Here is an 18669-nt window from a genome sequence, read left to right as displayed (position 1 = left end):
GTCTGAAAGCGCTTTCAAACTTGTTCTCCATCGCGGATGCCAGCGTCCCGCCCTGCGATCCCGACACCGACCGGCCGCCACGTTCAACCGGCCTCTTCAGCCCGAACCGCCTGCCCCATGAACACCGCCGCGACTCGATTCATCCTGGCCACCCACCTGCTGGCTGCCTGCCTGGCGCTGAGCGCCTGCGGCGGCGGCAGCGCCTCGGCGCCGCCCGACACCAGCTCGGCGCCCGCCAGCGGCGGCGGCAGCACGCCCACGGACACCACGCCGCCCACGGTCGAGATCACCGACAACGTGGCCGACGGTGCCAAGGCCTCTGGCGACGTGACCTTCACCTTCACCTTCAGCGAGCCGGTCGGGACCTCGTTCAATGCGGCGGGCATCAGCGTCAGCGGTGGCACCAAGGGCGCCTTCACGATGGCCAGCACCCGCTCGGCCACGCTGGTGGTGGCGCCCACCCCCGACAGCGTGGGCTCCATCACCGTCACGGTGGGACCGGGCAAGTTCTTTGACGCTGCCAACAACCTGAACGAGGCCACCGCCACGGCCAGCCAGGCCTACGACACCGACAAGCCGCCCACCGTGTCGATCACCGACGATGTCGCCGCGGACGTGGCCACGGGACCGGTCACCTTCACCTTCCATTTCAACAAGGACATCGGTTCGTCCTTCACCGTGGCGGACATCAGCACCGCGGGCGGCAGCATCGGCACCTTCACCCGCGTCAGCGGCAACACGGCCACGCTGCGCATGCTGCCGCCGGCCAATGGCACCGGCACCTTGTCGGTCAGCGTGGCGCCGGGCTCGGTGATCGACCTCGCCGGCCACGCCAACATAGTGGGCGCCTCGGCCCGGCAGGACTACCGCACCGACGCCGATGTGACGCCACCCACCCTGAGCATCAGCGACAACGTCGCCACCGACCCAGCCTCGGGCGTGGTGACCTTCAGCTTCACTTTCAGTGAGGATGTGGGCAGCAGCTTCACCGCGGGTGACATCACGGTCACCGGCGGCAGCGCCGGCACGCTGTCGCGCATCGACGCCACCGCCTACCGCCTGCCCGTCACGCCGCCCGCCAACGCCGCGGGCACGATGCAGGTCAGCGTGGCCGCGGGCGCCTTCAGCGACAGCAGCGGCAATCCCAACACGGCGGCCACCAGCGCCAGCCAGCGCTTTGACACCCGCGTGAGCTCAGGCGACACCGGCACCTGCACTGCCGCGCCGTGCATCGATTTTGCGGGGGCCAGCGTGGGCTATCTGCCCTTCGAGGGCCTGGTCTCGGCCGAACAGTCGGCCGACCCGGTCAACGCGCTGAACAAGGTCGCCAAGTTCGTCAAAGGCCCGGCCGGCCAGCCCTGGGCAGGTGCCACGGTCTACACCGCAGCCGCAGACAACTCGGTGGCCGCGGTGGGGCTGTCGACCAGCAAGCTGATCACGCTGCGCGTCTACGCGCAGGCAGCGGGTCAGACCGTCCGCATGAAGATCGAGAGCGCAACCGACCCCTTGACCTTTCTCGAAGCCGAGGCCCAGACCAGCCAGGCCGGCGCCTGGGAGACGCTGAGCTTTGACTTCGCCGCACCGGTGGCGGGCAGCTACGACCCCTGCAAGACCTACAACAAGATCAGCCTGTTTCCGCAGTTCTCGGTGACCGCACCGCCGGCAACGAACACCAGCACCTACTTTGACGAGCTGAAGTACGCCGCAGACACCGGTGGCGGCGGCGGTGACAGCTGCGGCGTGGGCCTGATCGACCTGGTCGGCGGCCAGTTCGCCAGCAGCTACGCCGCCTCGGGCAACGCCTGGGTCTCGGCCGAAGGTGGTGATGCGATCACCTACATCGACGACAGCGTGGCCACCCAGTACTGGTGGGGCGGCGTGGCCCCGGGGTCGGACACCACGCCGGCCAATTACTACTTCGGCTATGGCATCAACGTCGCCAACAAGCCGTGGGGATTCGCTGCCGCGGTCAAGGCGCCCACCAACGGTGCGGCCCGCGTGGCGCAGTACGGCAGCTTCAAGATCGAGGTCTGGGGCAACGATGAGCTGATGCGCACCTTGCCCACCTTGACGGTGCTGATGGTCGGACCGCAGATCAATGGCTGCGCCGCCGTGCTCCAGGGCAGCTTCCAGGTCACCGGCACCGGGCCGCGCGCCTACACCGTCCCGATGTCCAGCCTGGTGCTGCAGACCCCCTGCGCGTTCACCACCCCCACGGCGGCGCTGATCGGTGGCGTGGCCGAGATCCACATCCAGGTGCTTGGCGACAACGTGCAGTACGCAACGCCTGCCGACGGCAACGGCAACTACGCCAACGGCCTGAACATCGGCCCGATGACCTTCCTCAACAGCGGCATGCTCCGCCACAAGCGGCCCTCCCCACACCGGGCGCAGTTGCCCCGACCGCACCTGCGCGGTTCCGACTGATCCCCCGGATCCCCCGACACGCAAGCCAGCCGGGCAGGCCCCTTGCCAACCTGCCCCCCAGAAGACTGGTCACAGCTGAAAGCGCTTTCAAGCGCTGGACTGCCCCGTTGGCATTGATCTCTCCACGCCTCGATCCGTCCCCAAGGAGTTCCCGACCATGACCGTCTCTCTGCGCACTTTCCCGTTGTCCACGCTGGCCCTGTCTGTGGCGCTGTGCCTGGGCACCGGCGTTGTCACGTCCGCCGTGGCCGCCACCGAGTTGACCTGCGCCAAGGGCATGACCTGCCTGAGCTTCAGTGGCAGCACGCTGTACGACCCGTTTGAAGGCCTGGTGTCAGCGGGCAAGGCCAAAGACCCCGTCAAGGCGAACCGCCCCAACAACGTGGCCAAGTTCATCAAGGGCCCGTCCGGCCAACCCTGGGCAGGCGCCACGGTCTACACCAACGAGGCCGACAAGTCGGTCAAGCCGATCGGCCTGGACAAGAGCAAGATCATCACGGTGCGCGTCTTTGCCCAGGCGGCCGGACAGACCGTGCGCCTGAAGGTGGAAAACGCGCTCGACCCCGGCACCTCGGTCGAGACCGATGCCCAGACGACGGTCGGCGGCGCCTGGGAGACCCTGACCTTTGACCTGGGCCAACCGGCTCCCGGCACCCCCGCCTACAACCCCGCCAAGACCTACAACAAGATCAGCCTGTTCCCGCAGTTCTCGGTCAGCGCGCCGCCGGCGACGGACACCACCACCTACTTCGACGACCTCGTCTACACCACCAAGAAGGGCGGCGGCACGACGGCGCCGCTGGTCTACGCCGCCAACTACACGCAGGTCGATCCGGTCACCTGGACCTCGACGCAAGGCGGCTCCGCCGGCACCTACATCGACACCACGGTGCCGACGCAATACTGGTGGAACGGCGTGGCCCCCGGCGACGCCACGCCGAGCTTCTATTTCGGCTACGGCATCAACGTGAACCAGAAGCCCTGGGGCTTTGGCGCCTTCGTCAACGCACCGGCCAACGGCACGGTCAAGGTGGGTGGCTACACCAGCCTGAAGATCGCCGTCTGGGGCAATGACGAACTGATGAACCACCACCCCAACCTGGCCCTGCTGCTGGTGGGCCCGACGGTCAGCGGTTGTGCCCCCGTCCTGACCAGCTCGGTGGCAGTGACGGCGCCTGGCGTGCAGAACTACACCGTGCCGATCAGCAGCTTTGCGCTGACGACGCCCTGCGGCTATGCCAGTGCCAGCGCGGCACTGGCAGCCGGCACGGCATCGACCCACGTGCAGGTGCTGGGCAGCAACATGCAGTTCACCGCGGCGACCGACGGCAATGGCAACTACGCCAACGGCCTGAACATCGGTCCGATCAGCTTCGAGTGACCGCCCGCCCAGGGTGACACGGCGGGCGTCTGTCGGCGACGCTCAGAGCCCGCCGTGGCCGACGATCTGGCTGACCAGCCGGGCCACCACCATGCCCAGCAGGAAGCCGCCAGCGGCCACCAGCAGCATGGTCACCAGGCGGTTGGTGCGCCGCTGCTCGCGCAGCAGTGCGCGCAGCAGGTCGCGGTCATCGCGCGGCGGGCGCTCCAGCGCGTGGTGCACCAGGCGCGGCAGGTCGGGCAGCAGGCGGGCGTACTGCGGCGCCTCGTCCTTCAGGCGGCGCACCAGCGCGCGCCAGCCCACCTGCTCGTCCATCCAGCGCTCCAGAAAGGGCTTGGCGGTGTCCCACAGGTCCAGATCGGGGTCCAGTTCACGGCCCAGGCCCTCGACATTGAGCAGGGTCTTCTGCAGCAGCACCAACTGTGGCTGGATCTCGACATTGAAGCGGCGCGAGGTCTGGAACAGGCGCAGCAGCACCTGGCCCAGCGAAATGTCCTTCAGCGGGCGGTCGAACTGCGGCTCGCAGGTGGCGCGCACCGCCGCCTCCAGTTGCTCGATGCGGGTGCTGGCCGGCACCCAGCCGCTTTCCACATGCAACTCGGCCACGCGCTTGTAGTCGCGGCGGAAGAAGGCAATGAAGTTCTGCGCCAGGTAGTTCTTGTCGACCTCGGTGAGCGTGCCGATGATGCCGAAATCCAGCGCGATGTAGCGGCCGAAGGTGGCCGGGTCGACGCTGACCTGGATGTTGCCCGGGTGCATGTCGGCGTGGAAGAAGCCGTCGCGAAAGACCTGGGTGAAGAAGATCGTCACGCCATCACGTGCCAGCTTCTTGATGTCGACCCCGGCCTCGCGCAGGCGCTCGACCTGGCTGATCGGGATGCCCTTCATGCGCTCCATCACGATCACGCTGGCGGTGCACAGGTCCCAGTGCATCTCGGGCACGATGATCAGCGGCAGATCGGCCATGTTGCGGCGCAGCTGGGCGGCGTTGGCCGCCTCGCGCACCAGGTCGAGTTCGTCGTGCAGGTAGGTGTCGAACTCGGCCACCACGTCGCGCGGGCGCAGGCGTCGGCCATCCACCGACAGCCGTTCCACCCAGCCGGCCAGCACATGCAGCAGGGCCAGGTCGTCCTCGATCACGGCCAGCATGCCCGGGCGCAGCACCTTGACCGCCACCTCGCGGCCATCGGGCAGCGTGGCGAAATGCACCTGGGCGATGGACGCGCTGGCGACCGGCTCCGGTTCGAACTGTGCAAACAGCTCGCCCACCGGACGCCCCAGCGCCTGCTCGATCAGCGCCTGTGACTGTGCGGCCGGGAAGGGCGGCACGCGGTCCTGCAGGCGGGCCAGCTCAGTGGCGATGTCGGGCGGCACCAGGTCGGGGCGGGTGGACAGCACCTGGCCGAACTTGATGAAGATCGGGCCCAGCGCCTCCAGCGCCAGGCGCAGGCGCGCACCGCGGGGCTGGCCCGCGTAGTCGGCCGACGGCCGCACCAGCGCCAGCGCCCAGCCGGCGGGCCGGCGGGTCAATGTCTGCAGCGCCAGCTCGACGACGCCCAGGCGCCAGAAGGTCAGGACGATGCGGACCAGCCGCAGCAGCTTGCGCATCAGCGTTGGCGCGTCAAGGCTTGCGCACCGCGCCGGCCACGCCCTGCACCAGACCGCGCGCAGCGGCCAGCACCTGTTCACCGGCGCGCGCCACGGTGTCGCCCAGCGGGCCACCCACCACGCGCTCCAGATCGGCAGCCAGGTCCCAACGCACGTTGGCCAGGATCCAGGTCATGTCGGCGGCCAGCGCGGCGTCGCCTTCGACATGCACCTCGGGCACCTGACCGCTGGCCAGGCTGCGCGCCGCCGACAGCGGCTGTGAGGCATCCACGCGCAGGCGCAGGTCGGGGCTGTCGGCGCCAGACTCGTCCGGCGCCACGGCCTCGAGCAGGCCGGCCGGGGTGATGCGCAAGCTCATCGGCGGCGGCGGCGGCAGCGGGATGCGCCAGCCATCCACCTCGACGCGCAGCGTGCGGCCGCTGCGGCCCTTCAGGCGCTCGGTGGCCGCGGGCGCGGCCGTCAACACATGGTTGGCCAGCAGCACGAAGCGGGCGGTCGCGGCAGGCAGGACGAGGTCGGTCAGCGGGTTGGCCATGGGGCGCGATTGTAGGAGCGCCCCACGAGTCGCCGGACGCGCTGCATCAAGCCCCCGCGCTGGCGTAGCCCTCCGGGTTGCCGCTCTGCCAGCGCCAGGCATCGGCGCACATCTGCTCGAGGCTGCGCGTGGCCTGCCAGCCCAGCAGCTCGCGCGCCAGCGTGGCGTCGGCGTAGTAGCTGGGCAGGTCACCGGGGCGGCGGTCCACGATTTGGCAGGGGATGGGCTTGCCGGCGGCCTGCTCAAAGGCACGCACCAGATCCAGCACGCTGTAGCCCACGCCGGTGCCCAGGTTCACGGTGACCGACTTCTTCTGACCCAGCAGGTAGCGCAGTGCCGCCACGTGGCCCTCGGCCAGGTCCATCACATGCAGGTAGTCGCGCACGCCGGTGCCGTCCGGCGTGTCGTAGTCGCCGCCGAAGACCGACAGGAACGGTCGTCGGCCCACCGCCACCTGCTGCACATAGGGCATCAGGTTGTTGGGCACGCCGCGCGGGTCCTCGCCGATGCGGCCACTCTCGTGCGCGCCCACCGGATTGAAGTAGCGCAGCCAGGCGATGTTCCAAGCGGGATCGGCAGCTTCCAGATCGCGCAGGATCTGCTCGCCCATCAGCTTGGTGCGGCCGTACACGTTCATCGCGTCCAGCGGATGTTGCTCGGTGTAGGGCAGGAACTGCGGCGTGCCGTAGACGGTGGCGCTGGAGCTGAAGACGATGGTCTTGACGCCCGCACGGCCCATGGCCTGGCAGGTACTGACCAGGCCGCCGAGGTTGTTGGCGTAGTACTTCAGCGGCTCGGCGGCGGATTCACCCACCGCCTTGAAGGCGGCGAAGTGCACCACCGCGTCGATCGCATGTGCGGCGAAGACCCGGTCCAGCGCAGCGGCATCGGTGACGCTGGCCTGCACAAAGACCGGCTCGCGGCCACCCAGCTCGGCCAGGCGGCGCAGCACCTCGGGCGAGCTGTTCGAGAAGTCATCCAGGCCCACCACCTCGAAGCCGGCCGACCACAGGGCCAGCCAGGTGTGGGAGGCGATGTAGCCGGTGGCACCGGTGAGCAGGACGCGTGGCATGGGCGGACTCGGACAGGGACAAACCCGCAGTATGCCTGCGACCGGTTACGCCCAGGCCGCAACACTTACGACTTGACATTGACGCCTGCGCGCCACTTGGGCGACAGTGGCGTGCGCGCCGGGCAGGCGGCGCGCCCCACCCATGTCCACCACGGACCCGGCCCGCGCCGGTCCGGGCCGTGCCTTTGTCCAGGAGTTCCTCATGTCCCGTTTTGTCCTGCCTCATGTGGCCTTGGCCGCGACCCTGTTGGCCGCCAGTGCGGCCCAGGCCATCGAGGTCTACACCGCCATCGGCGCCCCCGGCCTGATGCTCGGTGTGGCCCATCCGATCAACCCCCAGTTCACGCTGCGCGCTGACCTGGCCAGCGCCGGCAACCGCAGCCGCAACAGCACCGAGGAAGGCATTGCCTACCAGGGCAAGCTGAAGTCTGGCCGCCTGGCGGTGTTCGGGGACTGGTACCCGATGGATTCGGGGTTCCGCGTCACGGCTGGCCTGACCAGCAACGACTACCAGCTCGACCTGGATGCCTCTGGCGCCGGCCGCACCGTCAAGGTCGGTGACGGCACCTACACGCTGGCCGCCGGTGATGGCCTGGCAGTGGCCATGCGCTTTCCCAGCACCACGCCCTATCTGGGCATCGGCTGGGGCCACCGCCTGGGAGAGTCCGGCTGGCGCTTCAACGCCGACCTGGGCGCGATGCTGGGCAGCGCCAGCGTGAGCGTGACGCCGCGTGGCGCCCTGGCACAGCCGCAGGCGCAGGCCGACGTGGCCAAGGAAACCGCGCAGCTGCGCGATCAGGTGGAAAGCGTGAAGGCGATCCCGCAGATCAGCATCGGCATCAGCTACGCGTTCTGACCCGAATCCTGGGCACGGCCCGGTGCACTGCGTGCTCCCGGGCCGTCCTGCCAGGTCAGCATTTGATGCCGACGTGGAGCGCGACGACCCCACCGGTCATGTTGTGCACGTCCACATGGCCGAAGCCGGCGGTCTTCATCATCGCCTTGAGCGTGGCCTGGTCGGGGTGCATGCGGATCGACTCGGCCAGGTAGCGGTAGCTGTCGGCATCGCCAGCCACCAGGCTGCCAATGCGCGGCAGGATGCTGAACGAGTACCAGTCGTAGGGCTTTTGCAGCGGCGCCGCCACCTTCGAGAACTCCAGCACCAGCAGCCGGCCGCCCGGGCGCAGCACGCGGCACATCTCGGCCAGCGCCACGTCCTTGTGGGTCATGTTGCGCAGGCCGAAGGCCACGCTGACCAGGTCGAATGTGCCCTCGGGGTAGGGCAGCTTCTCGGCGTCGCACAGGTTGGTGGGCAGCGCCAGGCCTTCGTCTAGCAGGCGGTCGCGGCCGGTGCGCAGCATGGCCTCGTTGATGTCGGTGTGCACCACCATGCCGCGCTCGCCCACCTTGCGCGCAAAGGCGCGAGACAGGTCGCCGGTGCCGCCGGCGATGTCCAGCACCCGGTCACCGTCCTTCAGGTTGGCCACCGCCACGGTGTAGGCCTTCCAGGCGCGGTGCAGGCCCATCGACATCAGGTCGTTCATGATGTCGTACTTGGACGCCACCGAGTCGAACACGCCCTTGACCTTGCTGGCCTTGGCGGCCTCGTCGACGGTCTGGAAGCCGAAATGGGTCTGCGACATGGCGGGCTCCTGGTTCAGTGCGAGCCGCAGGCGCTGCCGGCCTTGGGCGGCATCGGGGCGTCGCGGTGTACGCCAGCGTCCTGCAGGCGCTGCTCGTAGCGGGCCCACAAATCGGCCTGCTCGGCACCCAGACGATACAGGTACTCCCAGGTGAAGATGCCGCTGTCGTGGCCGTCGTCAAAGCTGGGCTGCACCGCGTAGTGGCCGACCGGCTCGATGGCGATGATGCCGACCTGGCGCTTGCCGGTCTGCAGTGTCTCCTGGCCCGGGCCGTGGCCCATGACCTCGGCCGAGGGCGAGTACACCCGCATCAGCTCGAAGGGGATGCGGAACTGCGCGCCATCACTGAAGGCGATCTCCAGCACGCGCGAGGCCTGGTGCAGGGTCAGGGCGGTGGGTTGCGGGGAGGCGGACATGGGTGTGGTCTCCGTCACGAAGCGGCGAGCGCCGCGGCGATGCGTTCATCAATCGCCGGCAGCGCCAGGCCCAGGCGGGCCAGCGCGTCCAGGTCACTGTCGCGCTGGCGCGTGCCCCAGATCGGCTGCGGGAAATGGCTGTCGCGCGCAAAGCGCGCGATCACATGCCAGTGCAGGTGCGGCACCAGGTTGCCCAGGGCCGCGAGGTTGATCTTGGTGGGCGATAGCTGGTCGCGCAGCGCGCGCTCAACCGTCACCACGGTGTCCATGGCGTGAGCACGGTCGGCATCACTCAGGTCGCTGAGCTCGGCGACATGGGTGTTCCAGATCACGCGGTAAAAGGCCGGAAAGTCCGGCGCGTCCAGCACCCGCACCACGTGCAGGCGCGGCGTGGCGGCCACCACCGACCAGGCCGGTGTCTCCAGGTGGGTGCACAGCTCGCAGGCCATCACACCAGCACCCGCTCGATGCCGCCGGCGTTGGCCTTGGCCACATAGTCTTCCAGCCAGGTCGGGCCCAGCAGTTGGCGGGCCATCTCGACCACCACGTAGTCGGCCTCGAGCAGTCCGTTGGCCAGGTCATCGCCGTAGCGCGACAGGCCTTGCAGGCAGCTGGGGCAGCTGGTGAGGATCTTCAGGTTGTCCTGCGCGCCCACCGCGCCGCTGGCGCGCAGTGCGCTCTCGGCCTTGCGGATCTCCTCTTCCTTGCGGAAGCGCACCTGGGTGGCGATGTCAGGCCGGCTCACGCCCAGCGTGCCGGACTCACCGCAGCAGCGCTCGCTCTTGACCACCGCCGGGCCCACCAGCGCACGCACGGTCTTCAGCGAGTCCTGCTGCTTCATCGGGCTGTGGCAGGGCTCGTGGTAGAGGAATCCGCCCTTTGAGCCGTCGAGCGTGATGCCCTTCTCCAGCAGGAACTCGTGGATGTCGACGATGCGGCAGCCGGGGAAGATCTCCTCGAATTTGTAGCCCTGCAGCTGATCAAAGCAGGTGCCGCAGGAGACCACCACGGTCTTGATGTCCAGGTAGTTCAGCGTGTTGGCCACGCGGTGGAACAGCACCCGGTTGTCGGTGATCATCTTCTCGGCCACGTCGAACTGGCCCGAGCCGCGCTGTGGGTAGCCGCAGCACAGGTAGCCGGGCGGCAGCACGGTCTGCACGCCGGCCTGCCACAGCATGGCCTGGGTGGCCAGGCCCACCTGGCTGAACAGGCGCTCGGAGCCGCAGCCGGGGAAGTAGAAGACGGCCTCGCTGTCCGCGGTGGTGAGCTGCGGGTCGCGGATGATCGGCACGTAGTTCTTGTCCTCGACATCCAGCAGCGCGCGGGCGGTCTTCTTGGGCAGGCCGCCGGGCATCTTCTTGTTGATGAAGTGGATGACCTGCTCTTTCAGCGGCGCCGCGCCCACCGTGGCCGGCGGCGCGGCGGTCTGCTTGCGGGCGGCCAGCTTCAGGACATCGTGCGCCAGGCGCTGGGCCTTCATGCCCACGCCCACCATCGCGCTGCGCGCGAGCTTGATGGTCTCGGGGCTGGTGGCGTTGAGCATCAGCATGGCCGCCGCGTTGCCGGGGCGCCAGGTCTTGTGGCCCATCTTGCGCAGCAGGTTGCGCATGGCCATCGAGACGTCGCCAAAGTCGATCTTCACCGGGCAGGGGTTGAAGCACTTGTGGCAGACGGTGCAGTGGTCGGCCACGTCCTCGAACTCGCCCCAGTGGGCGATGGACACGCCGCGGCGGGTCTGCTCCTCATAGAGGAAGGCCTCGACCAGCAGCGAGGTGGCGAGGATCTTGTTGCGCGGGCTGTACAGCAGGTTGGCGCGCGGCACATGGGTGGCGCACACCGGCTTGCACTTGCCGCAGCGCAGGCAATCCTTGACCGAATTGGCGATGTCGCCGATGTCGCTCTGCTGCATGATCAGCGACTCATGGCCCATCAGCCCGAAGCTGGGCGTGTAGGCGTGGGTCAGGTCCGCCGCGTGGACATCGTCGCCCAGGCGGGTGCGGGCCTCGCCGCGCAGCAGCTTGCCCTTGTTGAAGCGGCCCTCGGGGTCGACCTGGGCCTTGTAGGCGGCGAAGCTGGCGATCTCGGCGTCGGACAGGAACTCGAGCTTGGTGATGCCGATGCCGTGCTCGCCGCTGATCACGCCGCCCAGGCTGCGCGCCAGCACCATGATGCGGCCCACCGCCTCGTGGGCGGTCTGCAGCATCTCGTAGTTGTCGGAGTTGACCGGGATGTTGGTGTGCACATTGCCGTCGCCGGCATGCATGTGCAGCGCCACCCACACCCGGCCGCGCAGCACCTGCTGGTGGATGCGGCGGCATTCGTCGATCACCGGCGCGAACACCGCGCCCGAGAACAGTGTCTGCAGCGGGCGCAGCAGCTCGCGCTTCCAGGAGGCGCGCAGGCTGCCGTCCTGCAACTGGTCGAACCAGCTGCGGGTCTCGTTCGCATCCACCTGGTCCAGCCGGGTCATCCAGTGCTGCCAGCGGGCCCGCACGTCGCGCACCAGCGTCAGGGCCTGCTGGGTGCGGTCCTCGATCAAGTCGGCGGCGGGCAGCTCGGCAGCGTCCTCGGTCTTGCCCAGCGGCAGCGGGCCGCTGGTGAGGAAGGCTTCCAGGCGATCGGCCAGCGCCACCTTGTTGCGCAGCGACAGCTCGATGTTGATGCGCTCGATGCCCAGCGTGTACTCGCCCATGCGCTCGAGCGGGATCACCACGTCCTCATTGACCTTGAAGGCGTTGGTGTGGCGGCTGATGGCCGCGGTGCGCTTGCGGTCGAGCCAGAAGGTCTTGCGCGATTCGGCGCTGACGGCGACAAAGCCCTCGCCCGAGCGGCCATTGGCCAGGCGCACCACCTCGGAGGTGGCGCGGGCCACCGCGGCCTCGTCGTCACCGACGATGTCGCCCACCAGCACCATCTTGGGCAGGCCGCCGCGCTTGCTCTTGGTGGCGTAGCCCACGGCCTTGAGGTAGCGGTCGTCCAGGTGCTCCAGGCCGGCCAGGATGGCGCCTCCTGGGCGCTTCATCTCCCCGAACATGAAATCCTTGATCTCAACGATCGAGGGCACACACTCGCGCGGGTTGCCGAAGAACTCCAGGCACACCGTGCGGGTGTGCGCCGGCATGCGGTGCACCACCCAGCGCGCGCTGGTGATCAGGCCGTCACAGCCTTCCTTCTGCACCCCGGGCAGGCCGGCGAGGAACTTGTCGGTGACGTCCTTGCCCAGGCCTTCCTTGCGGAACACGCGGCCGGGAATCTCCAGCGTCCGGGTGCTTTCCAGCACCTTGCCACTGGCATCGAAGTACTTCAGCTCGAAGCGGGCGACTTCCACGTCGTGGATCTTGCCCAGGTTGTGGCCAATGCGGGTGACCTCGAGCCACTTGGCCTCGGGCGTGACCATGCGCCAGCTGGCCAGGTTGTCCAGCGCGGTGCCCCACAGCACGGCCTTCTTGCCGCCGGCGTTCATCGCGATGTTGCCGCCGATGCACGAGGCCTCGGCCGAAGTGGGATCGACCGCGAAGACATAGCCCGCGCGCTCGGCCGCATCGGCCACCCGCTGGGTGACCACACCGGCGCCGGTCCAGATCGTGGGCACCTTGTAGGGCAGGCCGGGCAGGTCGATCAGCTCGACCTCGGTCATCTGCTCCAGCTTCTCGGTGTTGATGACCGCGCTCTTCCAGGTCAGCGGCACGGCGCCGCCGGTGTAGCCGGTGCCACCGCCACGCGGCACGATGGTCAGGCCCAACTCGACACAGGCGGCCACCAGATGGGCCATTTCCGCCTCGGTGTCGGGGGTGAGCACGACAAAGGGGTACTCCACCCGCCAGTCGGTGGCGTCGGTGACATGCGAGACGCGGCTCAGGCCGTCGAACTTGACGTTGTCCTGGGCGGTGTGGCGGCCCAGCAGGCGGCGGCAGCGCTGGCGCAGTGCGGCCACGTCATTGAAGCGGGCGTCAAAGCGCTGCACCGCAGCGCTGGCGGCGGCCAGCAACTCACCCACGGCCTGGTCGCGGGCCGGATCGGCCTCGGGCGTGCGGCGCTTTTCAACCTCACCAAGACGGTGCCGCAGGGCATCGATCAGCAGCGCACGTCGGCGCGGGTTGTCCAGCAGGTCGTCTTCCAGGTAGGGGTTGCGCTGCACCACCCAGATATCGCCCAGCACCTCGTAGAGCATGCGGGCCGAGCGGCCGGTGCGGCGCTCTTCGCGCAGGCGGTTGAGCACCTCCCAGGCGCGCGGGCCCAGCAGGCGCAGCACGATCTCGCGGTCGGACAGCGAGGTGTAGTTGTACGGAATCTCGCGCAGCCGGGGCGCGCTGTCGTGGCGGTCGGCGACGGGCGCCAGGGGAGCGATCGGGTGCGGGGCGTTCATGTCGGGCAGGTGCGCCCGGGCAGGGCGGCGACGGGCGGGCACGGCGCACCGGGCAGGCCGCCCGGTGGAACGTGGGGGCAAATCCTACCGCAGCGCAGCAAACCACACCGGTCAGAGGGACCGCGGCCGCCCACACGCCCGAGCAACCGGGTTTCTCCGGCTTGCCCTGAGGCCACTTGAGCGGCGACAACGCGATTGTCACATGCGGGAGACAGACTCCCGCCTTTGCCGTTTTTTCCGGAGACCTCCCGATGAAGCAACGTTTGGCCCTGCTGGCCGTGGCCGGCCTGATGAGCAGCACTGCGCACGCGCAAGTCGAGGTGCAGTGGTGGCACTCGATGGGCGGTGCCCTGGGCGAATGGGTCAATGACCTGGCCAAGGATTTCAACGCCAGCCAGAAGGATTACAAGATCGTCCCCACCTTCAAGGGCAGCTACGACGAGTCCATGACCGCCGCGATCGCCGCCTTCCGCGCCGGCAATGCGCCGCACATCCTGCAGGTCTTCGAGGTGGGCACCGCCACGATGATGGCCAGCAAGGGCGCGATCAAGCCGGTGGCCGAGGTCATGAAAGAGGCCGGCCAGAAGTTCGACCCCGGCGCCTACGTGCCCGCGGTGGCCGGCTACTACACCGCGCCCAACGGCCAGATGCTGAGCTTCCCGTTCAACAGCTCGACGCCGGTCTTCCACTACAACAAGGACGCGCTCAAGGCCGCCGGCCTGGACCCGAACAAGCCGCCCACCACCTGGCCCGAGGTGGCGCTGGCCGCCGCCAAGCTCAAGGCCAGCGGCCACAAGTGCCCCTACACCAGCAGCTGGATCAGCTGGACCCAGCTGGAGAGCTTCTCGGCCTGGCACAACACGCTGTTCGCCACCAAGAACAACGGCTTTGGAGGCCTGGACACCCGGCTGGCCTTCAACACGCCGCTGCACGTGCGCCACATCGAGAACCTGGCCAACATGGCCCAGCAGGGCCTGTTCGTCTACAAGGGCCGCGGCAACAAGGCCGACGCGGTCTTTGTCTCGGGCGAGTGCGCGATGATGACCGGCTCCTCAGCGCTGTACGGCAACGTCAAGCGCAACGGCAAGTTCGACTACGGCATCGGCACCCTGCCCTACTACCCCGATGTGCCCGGCGCGCCGCAGAACACCGTGATCGGCGGCGCCAGCCTGTGGGTGATGTCGGGCAAGAAGGCGCCCGAGTACAAGGGCGTGGCGGCCTTCTTCGCCTACCTGTCGCAGCCCGAGGTGGCGGCCAAGAGCCACCAGCGCACCGGCTACCTGCCGGTGACCAAGGCCTCGTTCGAGCTGACCGACAAGTCGGGCTTTTACAAGGAGAACCCGGGCACCGATGTCTCGGTCACGCAGATGATCCGCAAGACCACCGACAAGTCACGCGGCGTGCGCCTGGGCAACTTCGTGCAGATCCGCACCATCATCGACGAGGAGCTGGAAGGCGTGTGGGCCGGCAAGAAGGGCGCCAAGGAGGCGCTCGACACCGCGATCACCCGCGGCAACGAGCAGCTCGAGCGCTTCCAGAAGGCGCAGAAGTGATCTGAATGGCCGCCCCGCCCGGGGCGGCCCCTGCGATGGAAAAACGCGTCCTCTTCCGCAGCCGCTGGCTGCCCTGGCTGCTGATCGCCCCGCAGATGGCGATCGTGCTGGTGTTCTTCTTCTGGCCTGCCGCGCAGGCCTTGTGGCAGAGCGTGCTTCAGCAGGATGCCTTCGGCACCAGCACCGAGTTCGTCGGCCTGGCCAATTTCGAGCGCCTGTTCAGCGATCCGGCCTACCTGGACTCGTTCAAGCTGACGGCGGTGTATTCGGCGCTGGTGGCGGGCAGCGGATTGGCGGTGTCGCTGCTGCTGGCGGTGATGGCCGACCGCGTGGTGCGCGGCTCGCGCTTCTACCGCACGCTGCTGGTCTGGCCCTATGCGGTGGCGCCGGCGGTGGCGGGGGTGCTGTGGATGTTCCTGTTCATGCCGGGCCTGGGCGTGGTCAGCCACGGCCTGGGCTGGCTGGGCATCGAGTGGAACCACCTGCTCGACAGCGGCCATGCGCTGACGCTGATCGTGGTGGCCGCGGTGTGGAAGCAGATCTCCTACAACTTCCTGTTCTTCCTGGCCGGGTTGCAGGCCATCCCCAAGTCGCTGATCGAGGCGGCGGCGATCGACGGCGCCGGCCCGTGGCGGCGCTTCTGGACGGTGCAGTTCCCGCTGCTGTCGCCCACCGCCTTCTTCCTGCTGGTGATGAACATCGTCTACGCCTTCTTCGACACCTTCGCGATCGTCGATGCGGCCACCAGCGGGGGCCCGGGCAAGGACACGTCCATCCTGGTCTACAAGGTCTACTACGACGGCTTCAAGGCGCTGGACATGGGCGGCTCGGCCGCGCAGTCGGTGGTGCTGATGGTGGTGGTGGTGGCGCTGACGGTGCTGCAGTTCCGCTTCGTCGAGCGCAAGGTGCAGTACTGAGCCAGGGGCTGAGAAGACATGATTGAAAAGCGCCCCCTCGCCACCCTGCTCTCCCACCTCGTGCTGGTGCTGGGCGTGCTGGTCATCGTATTCCCGGTGTGGCTGACCTTCGTCGCCTCCACCCACACCGCCGAGGAGATCGCCCAGGGCCGGCCGATGTCGATCTGGCCCGGCAGCCACTTGCTGGACACCTATGGCCTGGCGCTGTTTGGCGGCCAGACCAGCGCCGGCTCCACCGTGCCGCCAGCGCTGCCGATGATGGGCATCAGCCTGGTCAGTGCGCTGGTGATCGCGCTGGGCAAGATCGCCATCTCACTGCTGTCGGCGTTCGCGATCGTCTACTTCCGCTTCCCGCTGCGCGGGCTGGTGTTCTGGATGATCTTTGTGACGCTGATGCTGCCGGTGGAGGTGCGCATCGGGCCCACCTACGAGGTGGTGTCGCAGCTGGGCATGCTCAACAGCTATGCCGGCCTGACGGTGCCGCTGATCGCCAGCGCCACCGCCACCTTCCTGTTCCGCCAGTTCTTCCTGACCGTGCCCGACGAGCTGGTGGAGGCCGCGCGCATCGACGGCGCTGGGCCACTGCGCTTTTTCAAGGACGTGCTGCTGCCGCTGTCGACCACCAGCATCGCGGCGCTGTTCGTGATCCAGTTCATCTACGGCTGGAACCAGTACCTGTGGCCGCTGCTGGTGACCACCGACGAGGGCATGTACCCGATCGTCATGGGCATCAAACGCCTGATCGCCGGTGAGGCCTACACCGAATGGAACGTGGTGATGGCCACGGCGATGCTGGCGATGCTGCCGCCGGCCCTGGTGGTGATCTTCATGCAGAAATGGTTCGTCAAGGGCCTGGTCGATTCCGAGAAATAAACCATGGCAAGCATTTCCCTGCGTGGCGTCGAGAAGGCCTATGGCCACGGCGCCAAGGCCAACAAGGTGATCCACGGGCTGGACGCCGAGATCATGGATGGCGAGTTCATCGTCATCGTCGGCCCCTCGGGCTGCGGCAAGAGCACGCTGCTGCGCATGGTGGCCGGGCTGGAGGAAATCACGGGCGGCGAGATCGCGATCGGCGCGCGCGTGGTCAACCAGCTCGAGCCTTCGCAGCGCGACATCGCGATGGTCTTCCAGAACTACGCGCTCTACCCGCACATGAGCGTCTACGACAACATGGCCTACGGCCTGAAGATCGCCGGCCGACCCAAGGCCGAGATCGACGAGCGCGTGCGCAAGGCCGCCGGCATCCTGGAGCTGGGCCACCTGCTGGAGCGCCGGCCGCGCGAGTTGTCGGGCGGCCAGCGCCAGCGCGTGGCCATGGGCCGCGCGATCGTGCGCCAGCCCCAGGTCTTCCTGTTCGACGAGCCGCTGTCCAACCTCGACGCCAAGCTGCGCGCGCAGACACGTCTGGAGATCCAGAAGCTGCACCGCGAGCTGGGCATCACCAGCCTGTTCGTCACCCACGACCAGGTTGAGGCGATGACGCTGGCGCAGCGCATGATCGTGATGAACGGTGGGCGCATGGAGCAGTTCGGCACGCCCGAGGCGGTCTACAGCCGGCCGGCCAGTACCTTCGTGGCCGGCTTCATCGGCTCGCCGCCGATGAACTTGCTGGACGGCCAGGCGCAGGACGGCGCCTTCGTGCGCGACGGCGTGCGCCTGGCGCTGCGCGCCGCCGCACCACGCACCGGCCCGCTGGTGCTGGGCCTGCGGCCCGAGCATGCGCAGATCGATCCGCTGGGCTGGCCGCTGCAGGTGCAGACGGTGGAGATGCTGGGCGCCGAGCGCCTGGTGCACGGCCAGTTGCTGGGCCAGGGCTTCACACTGCGCATCGACAGCACCCTGCCAGCGCCGCAGCCGGGTGACACCGTGGGGCTGTCTGCCGACCCGACGCACCTGCATTGGTTCGACCCGGTGAGTCGCTCGCGGGTGGACCTCGCATGACGGCGCCCTGGCCGCTGCCGCGCTGGATCGCCCACCGCGGTGCCGGGCTGCTGGCACCTGAAAACACGTTGGCCGCGTTCCGCGAAGGCGCCCGCCATGGCTACCGGGCCTTTGAGTGCGATGTGAAGCTCTCGGGCGACGACGTGGCCTTCCTGCTGCACGACGCCACGCTGGAGCGCACCACCGACGGCCAGGGTCGCGCCGCCGACCTGTCCTGGTCGGCGCTGTCGCAGTTGGACGCTGGCGGCTGGCACAGCCCCGCCTTTGCCGGCGAGCCACCCGCCACGCTGGCGGCCATCGCCACCTGGCTGCAGCGCAACGACTTCGACCTCGACCTGGAGATCAAGCCCACGCCCGGTGATGAGTACCGCACCGGCCGTGTCGTTGCTGAGGCCGTGGCCCGACTGTGGGCCGGCCGCGCGCGCGTGCCGCTGCTGAGCTCCTTTCGCCCCGAGGCGCTGGACGGCGCGCGCGCAGCGGCGCCGCCATTGCCGCGCGCGCTGCTGGTCGATACCGACTGGCCGGGCTGGTGGGAAGCGGCGCAGCAGTTGGGTTGCGTGGCCGTGATCACCAACTTCCGCCTGATGGATGCGGCGCTGTGTGAGCGACTGCATGCCGCCGGTCTGCGCGCGCTGTGCTACACCGTCAACGCGCCCGAGGACGTGGCGCGCCTGCTGGCGCTCGGCGTTGATGGCCTGATCACCGACGCCGTCGACCGCTTCCATCCGCACGAACACGCGATCGCGGCCTGAGTCCGCCCCCCACGTCCCGCCGCTCGACAGGGGATGGGCCTGCGTTGGCGGCAGG

15 protein-coding genes are annotated in these 18669 nt (G+C 68.5%); 8 read left to right on the top strand and 7 right to left on the bottom strand.

Annotated features, from left to right (window positions below):
* The first annotated feature begins 117 nt into the window (after positions 1–117).
* Both KAK06_RS00450 and KAK06_RS00445 read left to right on the top strand, forming a co-directional pair.
* Positions 118–2427, top strand: a complete 2310-nt coding sequence (locus KAK06_RS00450) for an Ig-like domain-containing protein (protein WP_210799717.1) — start codon at positions 118–120, stop codon at positions 2425–2427.
* 157 nt (positions 2428–2584) lie between these two features.
* Complete coding sequence (locus KAK06_RS00445; RefSeq protein WP_210799716.1) at positions 2585–3808, top strand: hypothetical protein; 1224 nt, start codon at positions 2585–2587, stop codon at positions 3806–3808.
* 42 nt (positions 3809–3850) lie between these two features.
* Here KAK06_RS00445 and ubiB read toward each other — a convergent pair whose 3' ends face one another.
* The 3 genes from ubiB to galE are packed head-to-tail and all read right to left on the bottom strand — an operon-like array spanning position 3851 to position 7023.
* The gene (gene ubiB, locus KAK06_RS00440) at positions 3851–5416 is read right to left on the bottom strand and encodes a ubiquinone biosynthesis regulatory protein kinase UbiB (RefSeq protein WP_210799715.1); all 1566 of its coding nucleotides are present in this window, start codon (positions 5414–5416) and stop codon (positions 3851–3853) included.
* A 13-nt stretch (positions 5417–5429) separates the two neighbouring features.
* Positions 5430–5951, bottom strand: coding sequence for a hypothetical protein (locus KAK06_RS00435; protein ID WP_210799714.1), 522 nt, complete (start codon positions 5949–5951; stop codon positions 5430–5432).
* Between the two features lie 46 nt (positions 5952–5997).
* A complete protein-coding gene (galE, locus tag KAK06_RS00430) occupies positions 5998–7023 on the bottom strand; it encodes a UDP-glucose 4-epimerase GalE (RefSeq protein ID WP_210799713.1) in 1026 nt (341 codons plus the stop codon).
* 202 nt (positions 7024–7225) lie between these two features.
* On the opposite strand from galE, the gene KAK06_RS00425 reads away from it, so the two are divergent.
* Entirely contained in the window at positions 7226–7879 is a 654-nt protein-coding gene (locus KAK06_RS00425) for a hypothetical protein (protein ID WP_210799712.1), read from the top strand.
* Between the two features lie 55 nt (positions 7880–7934).
* On the opposite strand, the gene ubiE is transcribed toward KAK06_RS00425, so the two are convergent.
* Genes ubiE through KAK06_RS00405 form a run of 4 tightly spaced genes read right to left on the bottom strand, consistent with a single transcriptional unit; the run spans position 7935 to position 13448 of the window.
* On the bottom strand, positions 7935–8666 hold the full coding sequence (gene ubiE / locus KAK06_RS00420) for a bifunctional demethylmenaquinone methyltransferase/2-methoxy-6-polyprenyl-1,4-benzoquinol methylase UbiE (protein ID WP_210799711.1): 732 nt from the start codon (positions 8664–8666) through the stop codon (positions 7935–7937).
* Positions 8667–8680: 14 nt separating this feature from the next.
* Complete coding sequence (locus KAK06_RS00415; RefSeq protein WP_210799710.1) at positions 8681–9082, bottom strand: gamma-butyrobetaine hydroxylase family protein; 402 nt, start codon at positions 9080–9082, stop codon at positions 8681–8683.
* 14 nt (positions 9083–9096) lie between these two features.
* On the bottom strand, positions 9097–9531 hold the full coding sequence (locus KAK06_RS00410; RefSeq protein ID WP_210799709.1) for an HIT family protein: 435 nt from the start codon (positions 9529–9531) through the stop codon (positions 9097–9099).
* The gene (locus KAK06_RS00405) at positions 9531–13448 is read right to left on the bottom strand and encodes a DUF3683 domain-containing protein (RefSeq protein ID WP_210799708.1); all 3918 of its coding nucleotides are present in this window, start codon (positions 13446–13448) and stop codon (positions 9531–9533) included. The genes KAK06_RS00410 and KAK06_RS00405 overlap by 1 nt, the downstream gene beginning before the upstream one ends.
* A 251-nt stretch (positions 13449–13699) precedes the next feature.
* Here KAK06_RS00405 and ugpB point away from each other — a divergent pair, with 251 nt between their 5' ends.
* The 5 genes from ugpB to ugpQ are packed head-to-tail and all read left to right on the top strand — an operon-like array spanning position 13700 to position 18614.
* Positions 13700–15001: a sn-glycerol-3-phosphate ABC transporter substrate-binding protein UgpB gene (gene ugpB / locus KAK06_RS00400; RefSeq protein ID WP_210799707.1), complete on the top strand. Its 1302-nt coding sequence runs from the start codon at positions 13700–13702 to the stop codon at positions 14999–15001.
* Between the two features lie 35 nt (positions 15002–15036).
* A complete protein-coding gene (gene ugpA, locus KAK06_RS00395) occupies positions 15037–15918 on the top strand; it encodes a sn-glycerol-3-phosphate ABC transporter permease UgpA (protein WP_210799706.1) in 882 nt (293 codons plus the stop codon).
* Positions 15919–15936: 18 nt separating this feature from the next.
* Positions 15937–16791, top strand: coding sequence for a sn-glycerol-3-phosphate ABC transporter permease UgpE (ugpE, locus tag KAK06_RS00390; protein WP_210799705.1), 855 nt, complete (start codon positions 15937–15939; stop codon positions 16789–16791).
* 3 nt (positions 16792–16794) lie between these two features.
* On the top strand, positions 16795–17862 hold the full coding sequence (locus KAK06_RS00385; RefSeq protein WP_210799704.1) for a sn-glycerol-3-phosphate import ATP-binding protein UgpC: 1068 nt from the start codon (positions 16795–16797) through the stop codon (positions 17860–17862).
* Complete coding sequence (gene ugpQ, locus KAK06_RS00380) at positions 17859–18614, top strand: glycerophosphodiester phosphodiesterase (protein ID WP_210799703.1); 756 nt, start codon at positions 17859–17861, stop codon at positions 18612–18614. The genes KAK06_RS00385 and ugpQ overlap by 4 nt, the downstream gene beginning before the upstream one ends.
* The last annotated feature ends 55 nt before the right edge of the window (positions 18615–18669 follow it).

The organism is Ideonella aquatica (assembly GCF_018069755.1).
GTDB lineage: Bacteria > Pseudomonadota > Gammaproteobacteria > Burkholderiales > Burkholderiaceae_C > Ideonella > Ideonella aquatica.
Note: the sequence above shows the minus strand (reverse complement) of the source record. Positions and strands in the feature narration are given on the sequence as shown.

Bases quoted from the DNA above. Each gene is read 5' to 3' on its own strand.
- KAK06_RS00450 (WP_210799717.1), top strand. From the start codon at position 118: ATGAACACCGCCGCGACTCGATTCATCCTGGCCACCCACCTGCTGGCT.
- KAK06_RS00445 (WP_210799716.1), top strand. From the start codon at position 2,585: ATGACCGTCTCTCTGCGCACTTTCCCGTTGTCCACGCTGGCCCTGTCT.
- ubiB (WP_210799715.1), bottom strand. From the start codon at position 5,416: ATGCGCAAGCTGCTGCGGCTGGTCCGCATCGTCCTGACCTTCTGGCGC.
- KAK06_RS00435 (WP_210799714.1), bottom strand. From the start codon at position 5,951: ATGGCCAACCCGCTGACCGACCTCGTCCTGCCTGCCGCGACCGCCCGC.
- galE (WP_210799713.1), bottom strand. From the start codon at position 7,023: ATGCCACGCGTCCTGCTCACCGGTGCCACCGGCTACATCGCCTCCCAC.
- KAK06_RS00425 (WP_210799712.1), top strand. From the start codon at position 7,226: ATGTCCCGTTTTGTCCTGCCTCATGTGGCCTTGGCCGCGACCCTGTTG.
- ubiE (WP_210799711.1), bottom strand. From the start codon at position 8,666: ATGTCGCAGACCCATTTCGGCTTCCAGACCGTCGACGAGGCCGCCAAG.
- KAK06_RS00415 (WP_210799710.1), bottom strand. From the start codon at position 9,082: ATGTCCGCCTCCCCGCAACCCACCGCCCTGACCCTGCACCAGGCCTCG.
- KAK06_RS00410 (WP_210799709.1), bottom strand. From the start codon at position 9,531: ATGGCCTGCGAGCTGTGCACCCACCTGGAGACACCGGCCTGGTCGGTG.
- KAK06_RS00405 (WP_210799708.1), bottom strand. From the start codon at position 13,448: ATGAACGCCCCGCACCCGATCGCTCCCCTGGCGCCCGTCGCCGACCGC.
- ugpB (WP_210799707.1), top strand. From the start codon at position 13,700: ATGAAGCAACGTTTGGCCCTGCTGGCCGTGGCCGGCCTGATGAGCAGC.
- ugpA (WP_210799706.1), top strand. From the start codon at position 15,037: ATGGAAAAACGCGTCCTCTTCCGCAGCCGCTGGCTGCCCTGGCTGCTG.
- ugpE (WP_210799705.1), top strand. From the start codon at position 15,937: ATGATTGAAAAGCGCCCCCTCGCCACCCTGCTCTCCCACCTCGTGCTG.
- KAK06_RS00385 (WP_210799704.1), top strand. From the start codon at position 16,795: ATGGCAAGCATTTCCCTGCGTGGCGTCGAGAAGGCCTATGGCCACGGC.
- ugpQ (WP_210799703.1), top strand. From the start codon at position 17,859: ATGACGGCGCCCTGGCCGCTGCCGCGCTGGATCGCCCACCGCGGTGCC.